The organism is Parasphingorhabdus sp. W113 (assembly GCF_055693205.1).
On the sequence record NZ_CM146328.1, the window covers coordinates 1,050,710 to 1,066,669 of the forward strand.

Consider the following 15,960-nt stretch of genomic DNA (forward strand, 5'->3'; position numbering starts at 1 on the left):
AAATTGGCGACCCGCAATGGGCTTCACAAAGGAGAGCAAAACATGGCGCATAAGTTTGAAATTTATAAAGATAAAAAAGGCGAGTTCCGGGTCCGCTTCAAGCATAATAGCGAAATCATGTTCTCAACCGAAGGCTATTCGAGCAAGGCAAGTGCCAAGAACGCGATTGCCTCGATCATCAAAAATGGACCGAATGCGGCGGTCGAAGATAATAGCTAAAGCCTGATTTTATCAGCAACGATCCGTTGTTCCGGCGCTGGCGGGGATAACGGATCGCTATTGTTCCGCAGCGATTGCCATGGCCGCATCGCTGGCGAGCATGTCGGCGCGCTCATTGTCGGGATCTCCGGCATGGCCCTTGACCCATTTCCATTCAATCTGGTGGCGTTCGACCGCCTTTAGCAGATCCTGCCAGAGATCGGCATTTTTGACCGGTTTCTTCGCGGCGGTGCGCCAGCCATTTTTCTGCCAGCCAAAAATCCATTTGGTAATGCCGTCCTTGACATAGGTGCTGTCGATCGAAAGCCGGACCCGGCAGGGGCGCTTCAAGGTGTTCAACGCCTCGATCGCAGCGCGCAATTCCATGCGATTATTGGTCGTGTCGGGTTCACCGCCGGCAATTTCCTTTTCCTTGTCGCCATAGCGGATCAGGGCGCCCCAGCCGCCGGGACCCGGATTGCCCTTGCACGCGCCATCGGTTGCAATTTCAACAATTTGTTGATCGGTCATGCGCTGAAAATATCCTGATTTTGCTGGTAAAATTGCAGGCGATGCAAAAAGGCCGCCGGATCCTTGCGGGTGACCAGCGCGTCGGCAGGCGTGTTGATCCAGTCATAGGCCCGGGTGAGCAGGAAGCGCAAGGCAGCGCCGCGCGCCAGGATCGGCAAAGCTTCCCGTTCCGCATCCGTCAAGGGAAAGGCATCGGCATAGCCGTGCAGCAGTCCTTTCGAGACATCGGTCATGAATTGCGTGCCATCGTCGGAAAAGCACCAGGCTGCGTGGGTGACCGCCAGATCATAGGCGCGAATATCGGTGCAGGAAAAATAAAAGTCGATCAAACCAGTGACCTTGTCATCCAGCATTAGCACATTATCGGGAAACAGGTCGGCGTGAATCACGGATTTTGGCAACTGGTCTGGCCAGTGCTGATCGAGGGCATCCAGTTCGCTGGCAATCAGATGATCAAGCCCCGGCGCGATGGCATCCAGTTCGCGCGCGCCACAATCCGCTGCGAGTTGCCGCCAGCCCTGATGATCCAGGCTGTTCGGCCGGTATTCCGGAAAATCCTGAAGAGCGGAATGCATCTGTCCAAGGGCTGCGCCTGTCGCCTGTGCGTGCACGGGGGTCGGTGCGGAGACCGACACGCCTTGCAGGAAAGTGATCAGACAGGCCGACCGGCCGCAAAGCTGCTGGATATGCTGGCCAGCGCGATCAGCGATCATTGGCGGTACAGGGCAGTTTCTGGCAGCGAGATGATCCAGCATCGCAATGAAAAAAGGCAGGTCTTCCGGATCGACCCGCTTTTCATATAGGGTCAGAATATATCGATCATGGGTGGTCTCGATCAGATAATTGCTGTTTTCCACGCCTTCGGCAATGCCTTTGGCCGAAATCAGCGTTCCGACATCATAGCGGGTCAGGAAATGATCAATCTCTTCTGCGCTGACCTTGGTATAGACGGCCATCAGGCAGCTTCGAGGCCGCGCGGCAGCTTGAAAACCATATTCTCGTCCACGGTCCGGACTTTTTCTTCATCAATGTCGAAATATTGCTCGAGATGTGCGACCACTTCGCGAACCAATATCTCCGGTGCCGACGCGCCAGCGGTCAACCCGAGGGTGCCGACTCCTTCAAACCAGCTGAGGTCGATCTCTCCGGCTCGTTGAATGAGATAGGCGTCGGTGCCTTCGCGCTTGGACACTTCGACCAGCCGTAGGCTGTTCGAGCTGTTGGGCGCACCAATTACCAGAACGAGATCGCTGGATGTCGCAATCTGTTTCACCGCTTCCTGCCGATTGGATGTGGCGTAACAAATATCTTCGCCCTTGGGCCCAACAATATTGGGAAAACGCTGTTGCAGGGCTTCGACAATCGCATGGGTGTCATCTACTGACAGCGTGGTCTGCGTCAGGAAGGCGAGCTTGTTTTCATCTTCCGGTTCGAGCGCGGCGACATCTTCCAGCGTCTCGACCAGTGTCATCAAGCCCTCTTCGACCTGACCAAATGTGCCGACCACCTCGGGATGGTTTTCATGCCCGATGAACAGGATATGCCGGCCGGCTTCGACCTGCCGTTCGGCCTGGCGATGCACTTTTGAAACCAGCGGGCAGGTCGCGTCGAGATATTCTAGACCTCTTTCTTCCGCCTTGTGGGGCACGGCTTTGGGTACGCCATGGGCGGAAAAGACCACCGGAACACCATCCGGCACCTCGTCCAGTTCCTCGACAAATATCGCGCCCTGCTTCTTCAACTGGTCGACGACATAGCGGTTGTGGACGATTTCGTGCCGCACATAGACCGGAGGGCCATATTTTTCGATCGCCAGTTCGACAATTTTTATCGCCCGGTCAACACCGGCACAAAAGCCGCGTGGTGCCGCTACAAGCAAGCGAATATGGGGTTTTTCTGATGCTGAGTGATTCATAATCAAAGCCTTAGTGAAAAACGGAAGCGACGAAAAGCCTGTCTGTTCATCCTCTGGATGGTTGCGCGGCACTAAAGGCATAGATAAGGGTTTCCTGACCCTGAACAAGGACGCAGTGAAAACTGTCGATAACGGGATAATAAACAAGGATTGAGTATGAGCATCAATGGGCGTTTGAAGAAGCTGTTAGGAACCGGCCTGGCCGTGCTTGTCGTCACCGGTTGCTCGACCGAAGGACAGATCGACATCAGCTCCGGCGTTGGCGTTTCGGTTACCCGCACCGGCTGCCCGGCAGTCGCCGTCCCGGATCATACCGGTGATGTCACGATATTCGATCCTGCCGGCAGCACCGACGCCAGCGCGATCGATGTGGTCGCCAACATCACCAACCTGCGGTCGACCTGCAACAGCGAGGGCGCACGGATCTATACCGAGTCCAGCTTTGACGTCTATGCACTGCGTTCGCGCCCGGAAGGCGCCCGAACGGTTACGATTCCGTATTTCGCTACGGTTGTGCAGGGCGGAACAGCGGTGGTTGCTAAGCGGGTCAATACCGTCACCCTGCAATTTGCCGATGGTCAGTATCGGGCGTCGACTTCAGCCAAAGCGGGGTCCTATGTTGACGCCGCCGCAGCACGGCTGCCCGAAGATGTGATTGAACGGATCACCCGCCGCCGCAAGCCCGGAGATCCGGATGCGGCGCTCGATCCGCTGGCCGATCCGGCCGTGCGGGCTGCGGTTGCCCGGTCATCGTTCGAGCAGCTGATCGGTTTCCAGCTTACGCCGGAACAATTGCAGTATAACGCAACGCGATAAATACAGGGTACAGGGTGATATGCAGCTCGAATTCACAGAATTCGGGTGCCGCGCCCTTTGGAAAAATGGGGAAGACAATGCTTTTTCGGACATTTGAAAGTCATGTTGATCAGGCCTTGAGTGCGCTGGTCGCTGCCGGTGCCTTGCCGGCCGAGCTTGACCGCAGCAATGTCACGCTGGAACCGCCGCGCGATCCGTCCCATGGGGATTTGTCGACCAATGCGGCGATGGTATTGTCCAAGGCTGCTGGCCAGAAGCCGCGCGATCTGGCGGAAAAAATCGTCGCAGAGCTGGACAAGCTGGATGACGTCAAAACCGCCGAAATTGCCGGGCCGGGCTTTATCAATCTGCGCGTCAGCGATTCCGTGCTGATCACTGAGCTGCAGCAGATCGCAGCTTTGGGCGATGATTATGGCCGCTCGACCATCGGCGCCGGGGTGACCGTCAACGTCGAATATGTCTCTGCCAACCCAACCGGTCCAATGCATATGGGCCATTGTCGTGGCGCAGTTGTCGGAGATGCGCTGGCCGATCTGCTCGCATTTGTCGGCCATAAGGTCATCCGTGAATATTATGTCAATGATGCCGGCGGACAGGTCGATATTCTCGCGGAATCGACCCATATCCGGTATCGCGAAGCGCTGGGCGAGACAATTTTGTCAATTCCCGAAGGGCTTTATCCGGGGGATTATCTCAAACCGGTTGGTTGGGCGCTGGCGCAGCAATTTGGCGATCAGTATCGCGATGCTCCGATTGAGGAGTGGCTGCCGATTTTCCGCAAGGCTTCGGTGTCGGGCATGATGGACATGATCCGGGCTGATCTCGCTCTGCTGGGTATCAAGCATGATGTCTTTTCATCCGAGGCCGAATTGCACGAGGCAGGCAAAGCTGACGCAGCGGAAGCGGCGTTGCGGGCGCGGGATCTGGTTTATGACGGCGTGCTCGAAAAGCCCAAGGGCAAGACGATAGACGATTGGGAGCCGGTTGAATTGCCGCTGTTCCGGTCGACTCAGTTTGGCGATGACCAGGATCGGCCGATCAAGAAATCCAACGGTCGCTGGACCTATTTTGGTGGCGATCTGGCTTATCATTTCCAGAAGGCCCAGAATGCGGATGAGCTGATTGATATCTGGGGCGCCGATCATTCGGGCACGGTCAAGCGGATCAAGGCCGCGGTTGCCGCGCTGACCGAGGGCAAGACGAAGTTCGACGTCAAGCTGGTCCAGATGGTCCGGTTGTTGCGCAACGGTGAACCGGAGAAAATGTCCAAGCGGTCGGGCAATTTCGTCACCATCGCCGATATGGTCGATGAAGTCGGCAAGGATGCCGTCCGTTTCACGATGCTCACCCGCAAGGCCGATGCACAGATGGATTTCGACTTTGCCAAGGTCACCGAAGCGTCACGGGACAATCCGGTCTTCTATGTCCAATATGCTCATGCCCGCATCCAGTCGACCTTGCGCAAAGGGGGCGAAGACAATCTTGCACCCTCGGCAGAGCATCTTGCACTGCTTGGGCCCGAAGAACTCGACCTGATCAAACAGGCAGCGCAATTCCCGCGGATCATCGAATCGGCTGCAGCGAATCGGGAGCCGCACCGAGTCGCCTTTTATCTCAATGACCTGGCAGCGGCTTTTCATGCATTCTGGAATATGGGTAATGATCGGCCTGAGCTGCGGATGCTAATGGTTAACGCACCGGAAGTTACATCCGCGAGGCTTTTCTTAGCCAAATATTTAGGGCAAGTGATTAGGAACGGTCTCGCGCTAATGGGGGTCGAGGCCGCCGATAAAATGTAAGCGCTCAATTTTGTGGGGTGTGCGTAATGTCTGATATCAATCGTGACAGTCTGGATCTGGACGACGAAGATCGTCTGCCATGGCTGGAATCGGCCGAAGACTATGATGGGGAAGGGGAATATTCTCCGGTCCGAGTGGCGTTGTTTATAGGTGCGGCCTTGTTGCTGCTTGCGGCGATCGTGGGCGGAATTTACTGGCTGCAGAACCGGGATGGCGGCGGACTGGATGGCGATGGTGAACTGATCGCCGCGCAAGAAGGCGACTATAAAGTGCGCCCGGATGACCCGCAGGCCAAAACATTTGAAGGCGAGGGCGATGCCAGCTTTGCCGCCAGTGAGGGTCAGGAAACCCCAGCCAAATTGGGCACCAAGGCGCCCACCGAAGCGCCTGTCAAAAAAACCACGCCGGTCGCTGCAGGCAGCGCAATGATCCAGCTCGGTGCGTTCAGCACGGCCGGTCAGGCGGATGCCGCTTGGTCCGGATTTGCCCGGCGCTTTGGTGATATTGGCGGTTTGCCCAAGAAAATTGTTCAGGGCTCTGTCGAAGGAGGCACGATCTTTCGGTTGAACGCTGTCGCGCCGGATACCCGCAAAGCACAGGAAATCTGCAACGGGCTGAAAGCGGCTGGAGAAAGCTGCATCGTCGTTCCGGCATCCTGAACGGGTCAGAAATCGCGGAAAAAGGGGGATGCACTGTGGATAACGGCGCTTTCCTCTTTACCGTTGTCGACGAATATGCGCATGATCGGTCGTGTTTTTAGCAGTTTTGGGTAATATGCGCGCATGACACCAGCAATATTTGGCATGGCGGGTCTCAGCCTCAGCGCCGAGGAAAAGGCGTTTTTCAAAGACAGCAATCCTGCGGGCTATATTATTTTCGGTCGCAATATTGAGTCCAAGGCGCAACTGCGCGCGCTGACCGACGAACTCCGCGCGCTGCACGGCCGGGATGATGTCGCGATATTGATTGATCAGGAAGGCGGCCGCGTCGCCAGGATGAAAGAGCCAATCTGGCCCTCCTTTCCGGCAGGCGAGGTGTTTGACAGGCTGTATGATATTGCCCCAGCGACCGCGATTGAAGCGGCGCGGATCAATGCCCAGGCGCTGGGTGCGAGCTTGCAAGAGGTGGGGATCACGGTGGATTGTCTGCCGCTTTTGGATGTCCGTCAGGCCGATGCCAATAATGTCATCGGCGACCGCGCGCTGGGCAGTGAGCCATTGCGGGTTGCGGCGCTGGGTCGGGCGATATTGGACGGCTTGCAAAAGGGCGGCGTGGTTGGCGTGGTCAAGCATATGCCGGGCCACGGGCGGACCAGCGTGGATACCCACAAGGCGTTGCCGACGGTAACTGCGAGCGATGCCGAACTGGATTGGGATCTGGCTCCGTTTCAGGCGCTCAAGGACGCGCCGATGGGGATGACCGGGCATTTGCTGTTCACCGCCTGGGACCCGGACGTGCCCTCGACGCTTTCGAAAATCGTTATCCAGGACGTTATTCGCGACCGGATTGGATTTGACGGCCTGCTGTTCACAGATGATCTCGACATGGAAGCCTTGTCTGGCAGTGTCCCGGAACGGGCGGTTCTGGGGCAGGAGGCGGGGTGTGATATCGCGCTGAACTGCTGGGCCAAGATGGAGGATATGATCGGTATTGCCGAGGGGCTGTCCGCGATGTCGGACAAAACCCGCCAGCGGCTTGATGATGCGATGGCGACGATTGCCGAGCCTGCGGACGGGCCGGACATGGCCGAACTGATCGCCAAACGCGATGCGCTGCTGGCGGCGGCCGCCTGATGGCCGATCAGGATCCCGCCGAAGAGAGCTTTTTCTTTCCTCCGTCTGCGGTGGACGAGGACGCCTCGCTCACCCTCAATATTGATGGCTGGGAAGGCCCGCTCGATCTGTTACTTGCCCTGGCAAGGAACCAGAAGGTCGATTTGCGGGAAATCTCGATCCTCGAACTGGTCCAGCAATATCTCAAATATATCGCTGATGCGCAGAGCCTGAAGCTGGAACTGGCCGCGGACTATCTGGTGATGGCCGCCTGGCTAACCTATTTGAAGTCCGGTTTGCTGCTGCCGAAAGACCCCGAGATTGATCCGTCTCCCGAGGAACTGGCGTTGCGCCTGCAGATGCGGCTGGAACGTCTCAACGCGATGCGGGAGGCGGGCGCCCGTCTGCTCGCGCGAGACCGGATCGGCCGCGATGTCTTCGCCCGCGGTGCTCCGGAAGGATTGCGGGTGGTCAAGAATCGCCATTGGCAGGCCGAATATTACGACTTGCTGGCCGCTTATGGCCGCGTCAAACGGCGCAATGCACCGGCGGTGCATATCGTCAGGCAGCGCATGGTAATGACATTGGAAGATGCGCTCGCCCGGGTTTCGCTGATGCTGGGCGAGGCGATCGACTGGATGGATATTCGCGATTTTCTGCCACCCGGTGCGCCGCCGCAATTGCGCAAATCGGCACTCGCTTCGAGTTTCGTAGCGGCGCTTGAATTGGCGCGTCAGGGCAAATTGGTGCTAAGCCAGGACGAGAGCTTTGCCCCGCTCAGATTGAAAGCAAATCAGGATGGATGATCAAACACAAGCCGCCGATCTGGAAATCGAGCAGATTGCCGATGCCCTGGATGATGGGACACGGGCGGTCGAAGCCACGCTTTTTGCCTCTGAAAGCCCGATGACGGTCGCCGATATCAAGCTTTATGTCGGTGAAGATTGTGACGTGCCTCAGGCGCTGGCGCAGTTGCAGCAGGATTATGCCCAGCGCGGGATCGTCCTGGTCAAAACCGGAGATCGCTGGCATTTCCAGACCGCTCATGATTTGTCACATCTGCTGCGGCGGGAACGAGCGGAATTGCGCAAGCTCAGCCGCGCCGGCATGGAAACACTGGCGATCATTGCCTATCACGAGCCGGTAAGCCGGGCGGAAATCGAAGCCATTCGGGGTGTCCAGGTTGCAAAAGGCACACTGGATGTGTTGATGGAAGCAGGCTGGGCGCGGCCAGCCGGCCGGCGAGAAGTACCGGGACGACCGTTAATCTATGCAACCACACCCGAGTTTCTGACCCATTTCGGATTGCAAAGCCGCAAGGAACTGCCCGGTATCGATGATCTTAAGGCAGCCGGTTTGCTCGATCCTGTTGATCTGGCGATGGAGCGCCTCGAAACCGAAGCGGAAGAGCAATTGGCGCTCGAATCTGCGCTGGATGCGGAAGAAAACGCGCAAAATGATCCCGAAGCCACTCTGTCACTGGAAAACGAAGCAGAAAGCGCTTAAGTAAGAGGGACAGATCAGGAGATTTTTAATGCAACCGAGTGTTTGGCAAATTTTGATTGTAGCGGCATTGGTGCTGATCCTGTTCGGTCGCGGCCGGATATCGGAAATGATGGGGGATGTTGGTAAAGGCATCCGTTCCTTCAAGAAAGGCATCACGGAAGAAGAAGACAGCGCTGGAAAGCCGGCGCCCGCAGCCCAAATTGACGGCAAGGCTGCCGATCTTAACGCAGAAAAAACCGCTGCGTCCGACAAGACCGCCAGCTGACGATCCGGTCCGGTAGAGAGGACCGCTTAGCGCCATGTTCGACCTTTCCATCTCTGAAATCGCGATTATCGCGATCATTGCGATTGTCGTAATCGGCCCCAAGGAACTGCCGCGTGCGCTGGCGACGGCCGGGCGCTGGATGGCCAAGGCGCGCGGCGTGATGACGAATTTCCGAACCGGGCTGGACGCGATGGTTCGCGAAGCGGAACTGCAGGAAATGGAAAAAAAATGGGCGGCAGAAAATGAGCGGATCATGCTCGAGCATCCCAACGTCTCCGATGACGAACCCCAGATGACACCGCTGGATAAGCCGGCAACGGAGCCAGCACCTGCAGATGACGCGACGGCTCCTGAGGAGGATACTCAAGGTCCGGTTTCCGACGACAAATCTGCCGAACCCAAATCATGAATGAACAGTCCGCCCCGGATCTCGATGACAGCAAGGCACCGCTGATCGAGCATTTGATCGAATTGCGGCAGCGGTTGTTATGGTCGGTTATCGCACTGGCGGTGGCCTTCGGTGTCAGTTTCTTCTTTGCCGACGAAATATTCGGCATGTTGGTCGTGCCCCTGACCGATGCGTTTCCGCCGGGCGAGGGCAAGCTCGTTTACACCAAGCTGTATGAAGCCTTTTTCGTCGAGATTAAGGTCGCGATGTTCGCGGCCTTTTTCCTGGCGTTCCCGATCATTTCCAACCAGCTTTGGGCGTTCGTAGCACCCGGGCTCTATTCCAACGAGAAAAAGGCGTTTCTGCCCTTTCTCGTCGCGACACCGGTGCTGTTTACCATTGGTGCCGCGCTGGCTTATTATATCGTGATGCCAACTGCGTTCCGGTTTTTTCTGGGGTTTGAAGGCGAAGTCGGCGGGATGACACAGGAAGCGCTCCCCGCCATGGGCGACTATCTTGATCTGGTGATGCGTTTCATCCTGGCTTTTGGGATCTGTTTCCAGTTGCCGGTGTTGCTGCTGCTGCTCAATCGCGCCGGTATTGTGACGCGCGAACAGCTCAAGGGCCTGCGCCGCTACATGGTTGTCGGAGCCTTTGTGATCGCTGCGATCCTGACACCGCCTGATGTGGTATCCCAGTTCCTGCTCGGGATCCCGTTGATCATGCTGTACGAAGTCTCGCTCGGCATCATGTGGTTTACCGAGCGCAAGCGGGTCAAACAAACCGAAGCCGAAGACGCCTAATTTATCGCGTCTTCTCCGGCCCGGCCAACCGATTCAATATCCTGACCGACACCCTGAACGGTGTTGCAGGCCGCCAGCAAGACGGTGGATCCGATGATGAGGGTGGTCAGAAATTTGCGCATGATGCTCTCCTCTGGTTCGCTTAGTCGATTGCCCGTTCGCCGGCGCGACCGACAGATTTAATATCTTCGCCAACGCCTTGCACAGTGTTGCAAGCGCCAAGCAGCAAGGCTGATGACAGGGTGAAGGCAATCAGATATCGGCGCATTACTCTATTCTCCTGTTTGCAGTTTCAGGAGAATAGAGAAATGGTCCCAATCTCCTTAGAAACTGAATTTCGCACTGATGCGAATATCACGTCCAGCCAGCGGTACAAAATCTTTCGTGAACGAGGCATGACGACGCGCGTTGACGTCGAAAATATTGTTCGCGGAAGCGAGCAGGGTGACGCCGCCATCCTTGCCCAATGGCCGCCAGGAAGCGGAGGCATTGACCATGGTGAAGCTGCCGGTGCTGGTTTCAAATGCCGCAACCCGATTCTGGCTGTCGCTCCATTCCACTTCGGCGCGCAGGTTGATCGAGTCGCTTTGGGCTTCAATGCCGCCGAGCAGGCGCAGGGGCGGGATGCGCGGGACCGGGCCGCCACCGCTGTTGACTTTTGCTCGGACATAATCTGCCACCCCATCAGCGACAAAGGCAAAGCCACCGCTGCGGGCGATTACAGCAGAAGCTGAGGCTTCAAAGCCATAATAAGTCGCATCTTCCTGAAAAAACTGGAAAACTGGCAGGCCATCTTCCTCGGCACCGGTCGCGGTTTCGAAGATATAATCGTCAAAGAAATTGGCATAGACGGTCGCACTCAAATCCAGATTTTCCGTATCCAGACGCGCGTAGAGTTCGCCACCCCAGCTTTTTTCCGTGGTGAAATTCGGATTGCCGATTTCAAAAGCCTGGGTTGCGATATGCGGCCCGTCGGAAAGCAATTCTTCGGCCGACGGCGCGCGTTCGGACCGCGACAGATTGGTTCCGATCTTGAAACCCGAACCGTCCGGTGCATAGGCAAAGCCAACGGCGCCGGAGAAACTGTTGAAACTGCGGTCGAAATCGATAGCGTTGGACTTGATGTCCGTGTGGTCAAAGCGAGCCGCACCCTCTATTTCGAAATTGCCGAGATCCAATTCCTGAATCGTGAACACGGCCCAGCTTTCGATGCTGTTTTTGGGCACAAATGCTTCTGCGCCGACCGCGTTGAAGTCGCGCACCAGCAGTTGCGTTCCAACCACACCGCGCCAGCCGTTTTTCTCGCTTTGCACCAGTTCGGCCCGCGCTTCGATACCTTCAACCGTGAACACGGTTCCGATTTCGTCGCCTTCAAACTCGGTATGTTCATAGTCGGAATAGCCCGCGCGCAAGTTGAGCGATTCGAAAAAGCCACCCAAATTGACGCCCGCGCGCAGGTCAGCGCGGATCTGTTCCAGACCGATCGTGACCGGACCTTCTTCTTCCTCTTCTTCGCCGCCCTCTTCATCACCATGGGCATGTTCGACACCCGGACGCGCAGGGACGCCGTAATCGGTATCAAAATAGCTAACCGAAAACCCGATATTGCCGCCTTCGCCAATGAAGGCGAGGCCGGTTCCGGCGGTAATAGTTTCGCTAGCGGTATTGGGGATTGTTCCACGCTGATTGGCGGCTTCGGTCAATTCAGCGGCTTCTTCAAGTTCCCCTTCCGCTGCTTCTTCCTGGGCTTCGGCGAGAATATCGGCACGCAATTCGGGGGCGACGACAAAGCCCGGAATATCGACGTCATTGGTGTTGCGATAGCTCCCATCTATATGGAAAACCAGTGAGCTGGTGAGAGGTACATCTAGCGAACCGGCTGCGCTCCAGTCATCGGCGGCGCTGCCATAGCCAGCAACGGCATCGAGATGGAAGGCTTCGTCAGGAACATCTCGCGGAATGCGCTTGTCGATCACATTGACGGCGCCGCCGATCGCGTCCCCACCAAAGAGCAGCACAGCCGGACCACGCAGGACTTCCACGCGCTGCGCGGTCAGCGGATCGATAGTCACGGCATGATCAACGGACGTGTTCGAGGCATCAAGCGACCCAATGCCATCAGTCAGCACGCGAACCCGTGGACCCTGAAAACCCCGCAAGACCGGACGTGAGGATCCCGGCGCAAAACTGGTTGACGATACGCCGGGCAGGCTTGTCAGGCTGTCGCCAATCTGGCCGCGCAGATCTTCGGTCAACTGATCGCCGGTCAGCACGGACGTGCCGGCAAGCAAGTCGAGCCGCTTCACAAAGGGGGCGGTCACGACAATCGCATCTTCATTGTGAAAATCGTCTGCAGCTTCGGTCGGCTGGGCAGAAGCGTTGCCACTCTGGGCCCAAGCGGGCGCGGCGGTTGCGAGGCTAACGACGAGGGCGATCAGGGCTTTTTGGGGGGCAGGCGAAAGGGACATAAACAACTACTCTTTGGTTTTGGGGTTGGTGTTCGGGTTGATTGGAGCGCTCTATATATGTGATGATATTACATAACAACACTTAATAAGCTGATGCTGTCGCTAAGTTGCCCCATTTTTGCTATAAACCGTTAGAGACAGGGCAAGCGAGGAGACAGATAATGACCCAGTGGAAAGAAGACGGCTATCACAGCGTCACGCCGTATCTGACGGTTGATGATGCGGCGGCGGCGATCGACTTTTACAAAAAAGCCCTTGGGGCCGAGGAAGTGATGCGGATGCCGATGGGCGACAAGATCGGCCATGCCGATTTGCTGATCGGGGACAGCCACGTGATGATATCCGATGAGTTTCCTGAAATGGACAAGCTTGGTCCCAAGGCACGGGGCGGGAGTACCTGCAGCCTGATGATCTATGTCGAGGATAGCGATGTAGCCTTTGCTCGCGCGGTCAATGCTGGCGCTACCGCTGTGCGGCCGGTGGAAGATCAGTTTTATGGTGACCGGTCAGGCTGGATCAAGGATCCGTTCGGCCATGAATGGACTTTGTCGACCCATATTGAGGATGTTGACCCCGAGGAAATGAACAAGCGTATGTCCGAGATGATGGCGGCGGGTTAAACGCGGGTATCGCGGGCACTGATCTGAATTCCGGCTTGCGCTCTCCCGCCGGGCTTCGCATAGTCGCTCGATGACCTTCATGACAAGAATATTGCTGCTCGGTTCGGGCGAATTGGGCCGCGAATTTGTGATATCGGCAAAACGCCTCGGAGCTTATGTCATCGCCTGCGATGCCTATGACAACGCGCCGGCCATGCAGGTGGCGGATGACCGGGAAGTTTTTTCAATGCTTGATGGCGATCGTTTGCGGGCGGCGATTGCGGACCATCAACCCAATCTGATCGTGCCGGAAGTCGAAGCGATCCGGACGGAAATACTGGCGGATGTCGAAGCCGAGGGGTTCCATGTCGTCCCGTCGGCAAGGGCGACCCAGCTAACCATGAACCGCGATGCCATTCGCGATGTTGCAGCGCAGGACCTGGGACTGACCACCTCGCGCTATCATTATGCCGAAAGCCTGGCCGATGTACGCAGTGCGGCCGCGGACATCGGCCTGCCACTGGTGATCAAGCCTGTCATGTCGTCGTCTGGCAAGGGGCAGAGCAAGGTCACCCAAGAAACGGAGATCGAGGCGGCATGGAACCATGCGGTCGGCAATATGCGCGGTGATCGCAAGCGGGTGATTGTCGAGCAATTTGTCGATTTTGACTATGAGATTACCTTGCTGACTGTGCGAACCCGCGACGGGGTGCAATTCTGCCCGCCAATTGGTCATCGCCAGGAACGTGGAGATTATCAGGAAAGCTGGCAGCCGGCCGCGATGACCAACGAAGCGCTGGCGTCGGCACAGGATATGGCGCGCAAGGTGGTCGACAATCTCGGCGGCTATGGCTTGTACGGCGTTGAGTTTTTTGTCACCCGGTCGGGAGAGGTGATTTTTTCCGAACTGAGCCCGCGGCCGCATGACACCGGGATGGTAACGCTGATCGGCCAGAATCTCAGCGAGTTTGATTTGCACGCCCGGGCAATTATGGGCCTGCCGATTCCACATATTGCCTTGACCGCTACCGCGAGTGCGAGTGCCGTTATTCTGGCGGATCGCGATAGCGAGAGCTTTCGCTTCACGGGTGTGGACAGAGCCTTGGCATTGGGCAGCGATCGAGCGGAAGTGGATGTCAGGATTTTCGGCAAACCGGTGACCCGCCCCTATCGCCGGATGGCCGTCGCGCTGGCAACCGGCTCCGACACCGACACTGCCCGCGCTTTGGCAAAACGGGCAGCGGATTATGTCGAAATCACCTATGACTGAAGCGCGCAACCTCGGCAGCGCTATTGATAAATATGTTCCAATGGCTAAGCCGATACCCTTCCCTATTTCAGGAGCTTTTCCGATATGACTGCCAGTCTGATTCTTTACGGTTCGCCGCTGTCACCCTTCCAACGCAAAGTCGAAGCCGTGCTGGCGCTCAAGGCGCTTGACTATGAATCCGAAGCGGTCAACGTCATGGGTATGCCGGACTGGTATAAGGAAATCAGTCCGCTGGCGCGCATCCCGTCCCTTCGCGATACCGCGATCGCGACGGAAGGTCCGGCAGGCACGATCACCGACAGCTCCGCCATTTGCGGTTATCTGGAAAAGAAGCAGCCCGACCCGGCTATCTATCCGGACGATCCGTTCACCTATGGACGGGCACTGTGGCTGGAAGAATTTGCCGATACCGGCATGGCGATGGCCGGTGGCATGGGGCTGTTCCGACCGATTGTTTTCAATCTGTTTCAGGGCAAGGAACCGGACCTCGATACAGCCCGCAAGACCTGGAATGAGAAGCTGCCGCCGCTCTGGGATTATCTTGAGAAGCAGCTCGATGGGCGCAGCCATTTTGTCGGCGATCAGATGACGATCGCCGATATCGCGGTTGCTTGCCAGATTTCCCAGACTGATCTGCTGGCGGGATTGCCCGATTCCGGCAAATGGCCTTCGCTGGTCGCGCATTATGAAGCGATGAAAAACCACACCAGTTTCCAGCGCAATCTGACAGCGTGCAACAAGATGTTGGCGAAGGTTGTTCCGGAGCCATTTGATCTGGCTGCCTAGGTCAAAGCGGACTCGATGGCTATAGATAAAAACTATCAACATCGCATTTTCTTTTAAAATATCTTAAATTTGGTTGATGCCTAGATAGGTTCTCAAGCAGTCGCCTCATCCCGGAGGCGGATCTGTTGTGATCTAATCATAGGATTTTCAATATGAAGAAAACTCTCGCCAAAGCCATTTCAGCCCTTGCTGTTGTTGCCATGATGCCAACCGTCGCGCATGCCGAAGCCGGGGACTTTCAGGTCAAGATGCTGGGAACATTGGTCGCGCCCGATGCGCGGATTACCGAGGTTGAAGTCGACAATATCGGGCTGCCTGCAGGCAGTGACACGCGCGCCAATGATAATTTCATTCCGACCGTGGCGGTCGAATATTTTGTCACTGACAATATCTCGATTGAGACTATTGCTGGAGTTACGGAACATGATGTCGACGGAGTTGACGCCATTGATGGCCTGGAAACTGTTTCCGATGCCAAGATAATCCCCGCAACTTTCACGCTGAAATATCATTTCGGCGATTCTGACGGGTTCAAACCCTATGTCGGCGCTGGTCCCAGCTATTTCATCTTTATCGATGAGCAGCCTGGCGCCGCTCTGGTGGGCTTTGGCGCGGATAATTTTCAGCTGAATGACAAGGTTGGTGTGGCGCTCCAGGCAGGTTTTGATCTGGCGATTAATGATAGCGGTCTGGGTTTGAGCGTGGATGCAAAGCGATATTTTCTCCGCACCGATGCGTCCTGGTCAAACAATGGTGCTGAAATCCTGCGGACGCGGCACCGGATCGATCCGTGGGTAATCAGTGCGGGTCTGGCCTATCGGTTTTGAATACCGGGGTCGGCACG

At 56.7% G+C, this 15,960-nt stretch carries 20 protein-coding genes; 14 read left to right on the plus strand and 6 right to left on the minus strand.

Going from position 1 to position 15,960, the window contains the following annotated elements; translation table 11 throughout:
* Positions 1-42: 42 nt before the first annotated feature.
* Positions 43-219, plus strand: a complete 177-nt coding sequence (locus ACZ1GS_RS04935; protein ID WP_472697378.1) for a YegP family protein — start codon at positions 43-45, stop codon at positions 217-219.
* Between the two features lie 57 nt (positions 220-276).
* Here ACZ1GS_RS04935 and rnhA read toward each other — a convergent pair whose 3' ends face one another.
* Genes rnhA through ispH form a run of 3 tightly spaced genes read right to left on the minus strand, consistent with a single transcriptional unit; the run spans position 277 to position 2,644 of the window.
* On the minus strand, positions 277-729 hold the full coding sequence (gene rnhA / locus ACZ1GS_RS04940; RefSeq protein ID WP_472697379.1) for a ribonuclease HI: 453 nt from the start codon (positions 727-729) through the stop codon (positions 277-279).
* Complete coding sequence (gene thrB / locus ACZ1GS_RS04945; protein WP_472697380.1) at positions 726-1,685, minus strand: homoserine kinase; 960 nt, start codon at positions 1,683-1,685, stop codon at positions 726-728. The genes rnhA and thrB overlap by 4 nt, the downstream gene beginning before the upstream one ends.
* Positions 1,685-2,644 carry a 4-hydroxy-3-methylbut-2-enyl diphosphate reductase gene (gene ispH / locus ACZ1GS_RS04950; RefSeq protein WP_472697381.1) on the minus strand — a complete coding sequence of 320 codons (960 nt, stop codon included), beginning with the start codon at positions 2,642-2,644 and terminating at the stop codon, positions 1,685-1,687. The genes thrB and ispH overlap by 1 nt, the downstream gene beginning before the upstream one ends.
* Before the next feature lie 156 nt (positions 2,645-2,800).
* Between ispH and ACZ1GS_RS04955 the strand changes: the two genes are divergently transcribed.
* The 9 genes from ACZ1GS_RS04955 to tatC all read left to right on the plus strand — a co-directional run bounded on the left by ACZ1GS_RS04955 (position 2,801) and on the right by tatC (position 9,993).
* Positions 2,801-3,460 (plus strand): hypothetical protein, encoded by a 660-nt coding sequence (locus tag ACZ1GS_RS04955; protein WP_472697382.1) that lies wholly within the window; start codon positions 2,801-2,803, stop codon positions 3,458-3,460.
* A gap of 77 nt (positions 3,461-3,537) precedes the next feature.
* The gene (gene argS / locus ACZ1GS_RS04960; protein WP_472697383.1) at positions 3,538-5,259 is read left to right on the plus strand and encodes an arginine--tRNA ligase; all 1,722 of its coding nucleotides are present in this window, start codon (positions 3,538-3,540) and stop codon (positions 5,257-5,259) included.
* 26 nt (positions 5,260-5,285) lie between these two features.
* Positions 5,286-5,918, plus strand: coding sequence for an SPOR domain-containing protein (locus tag ACZ1GS_RS04965; protein WP_472697384.1), 633 nt, complete (start codon positions 5,286-5,288; stop codon positions 5,916-5,918).
* A 123-nt stretch (positions 5,919-6,041) separates the two neighbouring features.
* Positions 6,042-7,052 (plus strand): beta-N-acetylhexosaminidase, encoded by a 1,011-nt coding sequence (nagZ, locus tag ACZ1GS_RS04970; protein WP_472697385.1) that lies wholly within the window; start codon positions 6,042-6,044, stop codon positions 7,050-7,052.
* A complete protein-coding gene (locus tag ACZ1GS_RS04975; RefSeq protein ID WP_472697386.1) occupies positions 7,052-7,837 on the plus strand; it encodes a segregation and condensation protein A in 786 nt (261 codons plus the stop codon). The genes nagZ and ACZ1GS_RS04975 overlap by 1 nt, the downstream gene beginning before the upstream one ends.
* Entirely contained in the window at positions 7,830-8,537 is a 708-nt protein-coding gene (scpB, locus tag ACZ1GS_RS04980; RefSeq protein WP_472697387.1) for an SMC-Scp complex subunit ScpB, read from the plus strand. Before ACZ1GS_RS04975 ends, scpB begins: the two co-directional genes overlap by 8 nt.
* A gap of 28 nt (positions 8,538-8,565) precedes the next feature.
* On the plus strand, positions 8,566-8,802 hold the full coding sequence (locus tag ACZ1GS_RS04985; protein WP_472697388.1) for a twin-arginine translocase TatA/TatE family subunit: 237 nt from the start codon (positions 8,566-8,568) through the stop codon (positions 8,800-8,802).
* 34 nt (positions 8,803-8,836) lie between these two features.
* Complete coding sequence (tatB, locus tag ACZ1GS_RS04990; protein WP_472697389.1) at positions 8,837-9,211, plus strand: Sec-independent protein translocase protein TatB; 375 nt, start codon at positions 8,837-8,839, stop codon at positions 9,209-9,211.
* Positions 9,208-9,993, plus strand: coding sequence for a twin-arginine translocase subunit TatC (gene tatC / locus ACZ1GS_RS04995; protein ID WP_472697390.1), 786 nt, complete (start codon positions 9,208-9,210; stop codon positions 9,991-9,993). The genes tatB and tatC overlap by 4 nt, the downstream gene beginning before the upstream one ends.
* On the opposite strand, the gene ACZ1GS_RS05000 is transcribed toward tatC, so the two are convergent.
* From ACZ1GS_RS05000 to ACZ1GS_RS05010, 3 genes are read right to left on the minus strand one after another with little or no spacing between them, the layout of a single operon-like run.
* A complete protein-coding gene (locus ACZ1GS_RS05000) occupies positions 9,990-10,115 on the minus strand; it encodes an entericidin A/B family lipoprotein (protein ID WP_472697391.1) in 126 nt (41 codons plus the stop codon). The genes tatC and ACZ1GS_RS05000 overlap by 4 nt on opposite strands.
* 20 nt (positions 10,116-10,135) lie before the next feature.
* Positions 10,136-10,261, minus strand: a complete 126-nt coding sequence (locus ACZ1GS_RS05005) for an entericidin A/B family lipoprotein (protein ID WP_472697392.1) — start codon at positions 10,259-10,261, stop codon at positions 10,136-10,138.
* 55 nt (positions 10,262-10,316) lie between these two features.
* The gene (locus tag ACZ1GS_RS05010; RefSeq protein ID WP_472697393.1) at positions 10,317-12,461 is read right to left on the minus strand and encodes a TonB-dependent receptor; all 2,145 of its coding nucleotides are present in this window, start codon (positions 12,459-12,461) and stop codon (positions 10,317-10,319) included.
* A 161-nt stretch (positions 12,462-12,622) separates the two neighbouring features.
* Here ACZ1GS_RS05010 and ACZ1GS_RS05015 point away from each other — a divergent pair, with 161 nt between their 5' ends.
* From ACZ1GS_RS05015 to ACZ1GS_RS05030, 4 genes are all read left to right on the plus strand, one after another.
* Complete coding sequence (locus tag ACZ1GS_RS05015) at positions 12,623-13,081, plus strand: VOC family protein (RefSeq protein ID WP_472697394.1); 459 nt, start codon at positions 12,623-12,625, stop codon at positions 13,079-13,081.
* A gap of 70 nt (positions 13,082-13,151) precedes the next feature.
* Positions 13,152-14,330: a formate-dependent phosphoribosylglycinamide formyltransferase gene (gene purT / locus ACZ1GS_RS05020; protein WP_472697395.1), complete on the plus strand. Its 1,179-nt coding sequence runs from the start codon at positions 13,152-13,154 to the stop codon at positions 14,328-14,330.
* An 84-nt stretch (positions 14,331-14,414) separates the two neighbouring features.
* On the plus strand, positions 14,415-15,116 hold the full coding sequence (locus tag ACZ1GS_RS05025) for a glutathione S-transferase family protein (protein ID WP_472697396.1): 702 nt from the start codon (positions 14,415-14,417) through the stop codon (positions 15,114-15,116).
* Positions 15,117-15,268: 152 nt separating this feature from the next.
* Positions 15,269-15,943 carry an OmpW/AlkL family protein gene (locus tag ACZ1GS_RS05030; protein ID WP_472697397.1) on the plus strand — a complete coding sequence of 225 codons (675 nt, stop codon included), beginning with the start codon at positions 15,269-15,271 and terminating at the stop codon, positions 15,941-15,943.
* Positions 15,944-15,960 lie beyond the last annotated feature (17 nt).

What these genes read in the sequence shown, in the direction of transcription:
- ACZ1GS_RS05030 (WP_472697397.1), top strand. Translation starts at nt 15,269, where the DNA reads ATGAAGAAAACTCTCGCCAAAGCCATTTCAGCCCTTGCTGTTGTTGCC.
- ACZ1GS_RS04975 (WP_472697386.1), top strand. Translation starts at nt 7,052, where the DNA reads ATGGCCGATCAGGATCCCGCCGAAGAGAGCTTTTTCTTTCCTCCGTCT.
- ACZ1GS_RS05025 (WP_472697396.1), top strand. Translation starts at nt 14,415, where the DNA reads ATGACTGCCAGTCTGATTCTTTACGGTTCGCCGCTGTCACCCTTCCAA.
- nagZ (WP_472697385.1), top strand. Translation starts at nt 6,042, where the DNA reads ATGACACCAGCAATATTTGGCATGGCGGGTCTCAGCCTCAGCGCCGAG.
- rnhA (WP_472697379.1), bottom strand. Translation starts at nt 729, where the DNA reads ATGACCGATCAACAAATTGTTGAAATTGCAACCGATGGCGCGTGCAAG.
- ispH (WP_472697381.1), bottom strand. Translation starts at nt 2,644, where the DNA reads ATGAATCACTCAGCATCAGAAAAACCCCATATTCGCTTGCTTGTAGCG.
- ACZ1GS_RS05000 (WP_472697391.1), bottom strand. Translation starts at nt 10,115, where the DNA reads ATGCGCAAATTTCTGACCACCCTCATCATCGGATCCACCGTCTTGCTG.
- purT (WP_472697395.1), top strand. Translation starts at nt 13,152, where the DNA reads ATGACCTTCATGACAAGAATATTGCTGCTCGGTTCGGGCGAATTGGGC.
- tatC (WP_472697390.1), top strand. Translation starts at nt 9,208, where the DNA reads ATGAATGAACAGTCCGCCCCGGATCTCGATGACAGCAAGGCACCGCTG.
- tatB (WP_472697389.1), top strand. Translation starts at nt 8,837, where the DNA reads ATGTTCGACCTTTCCATCTCTGAAATCGCGATTATCGCGATCATTGCG.
- ACZ1GS_RS04985 (WP_472697388.1), top strand. Translation starts at nt 8,566, where the DNA reads ATGCAACCGAGTGTTTGGCAAATTTTGATTGTAGCGGCATTGGTGCTG.
- ACZ1GS_RS04955 (WP_472697382.1), top strand. Translation starts at nt 2,801, where the DNA reads ATGAGCATCAATGGGCGTTTGAAGAAGCTGTTAGGAACCGGCCTGGCC.
- argS (WP_472697383.1), top strand. Translation starts at nt 3,538, where the DNA reads ATGCTTTTTCGGACATTTGAAAGTCATGTTGATCAGGCCTTGAGTGCG.
- scpB (WP_472697387.1), top strand. Translation starts at nt 7,830, where the DNA reads ATGGATGATCAAACACAAGCCGCCGATCTGGAAATCGAGCAGATTGCC.
- ACZ1GS_RS05010 (WP_472697393.1), bottom strand. Translation starts at nt 12,461, where the DNA reads ATGTCCCTTTCGCCTGCCCCCCAAAAAGCCCTGATCGCCCTCGTCGTT.
- ACZ1GS_RS05005 (WP_472697392.1), bottom strand. Translation starts at nt 10,261, where the DNA reads ATGCGCCGATATCTGATTGCCTTCACCCTGTCATCAGCCTTGCTGCTT.
- thrB (WP_472697380.1), bottom strand. Translation starts at nt 1,685, where the DNA reads ATGGCCGTCTATACCAAGGTCAGCGCAGAAGAGATTGATCATTTCCTG.
- ACZ1GS_RS04935 (WP_472697378.1), top strand. Translation starts at nt 43, where the DNA reads ATGGCGCATAAGTTTGAAATTTATAAAGATAAAAAAGGCGAGTTCCGG.
- ACZ1GS_RS04965 (WP_472697384.1), top strand. Translation starts at nt 5,286, where the DNA reads ATGTCTGATATCAATCGTGACAGTCTGGATCTGGACGACGAAGATCGT.
- ACZ1GS_RS05015 (WP_472697394.1), top strand. Translation starts at nt 12,623, where the DNA reads ATGACCCAGTGGAAAGAAGACGGCTATCACAGCGTCACGCCGTATCTG.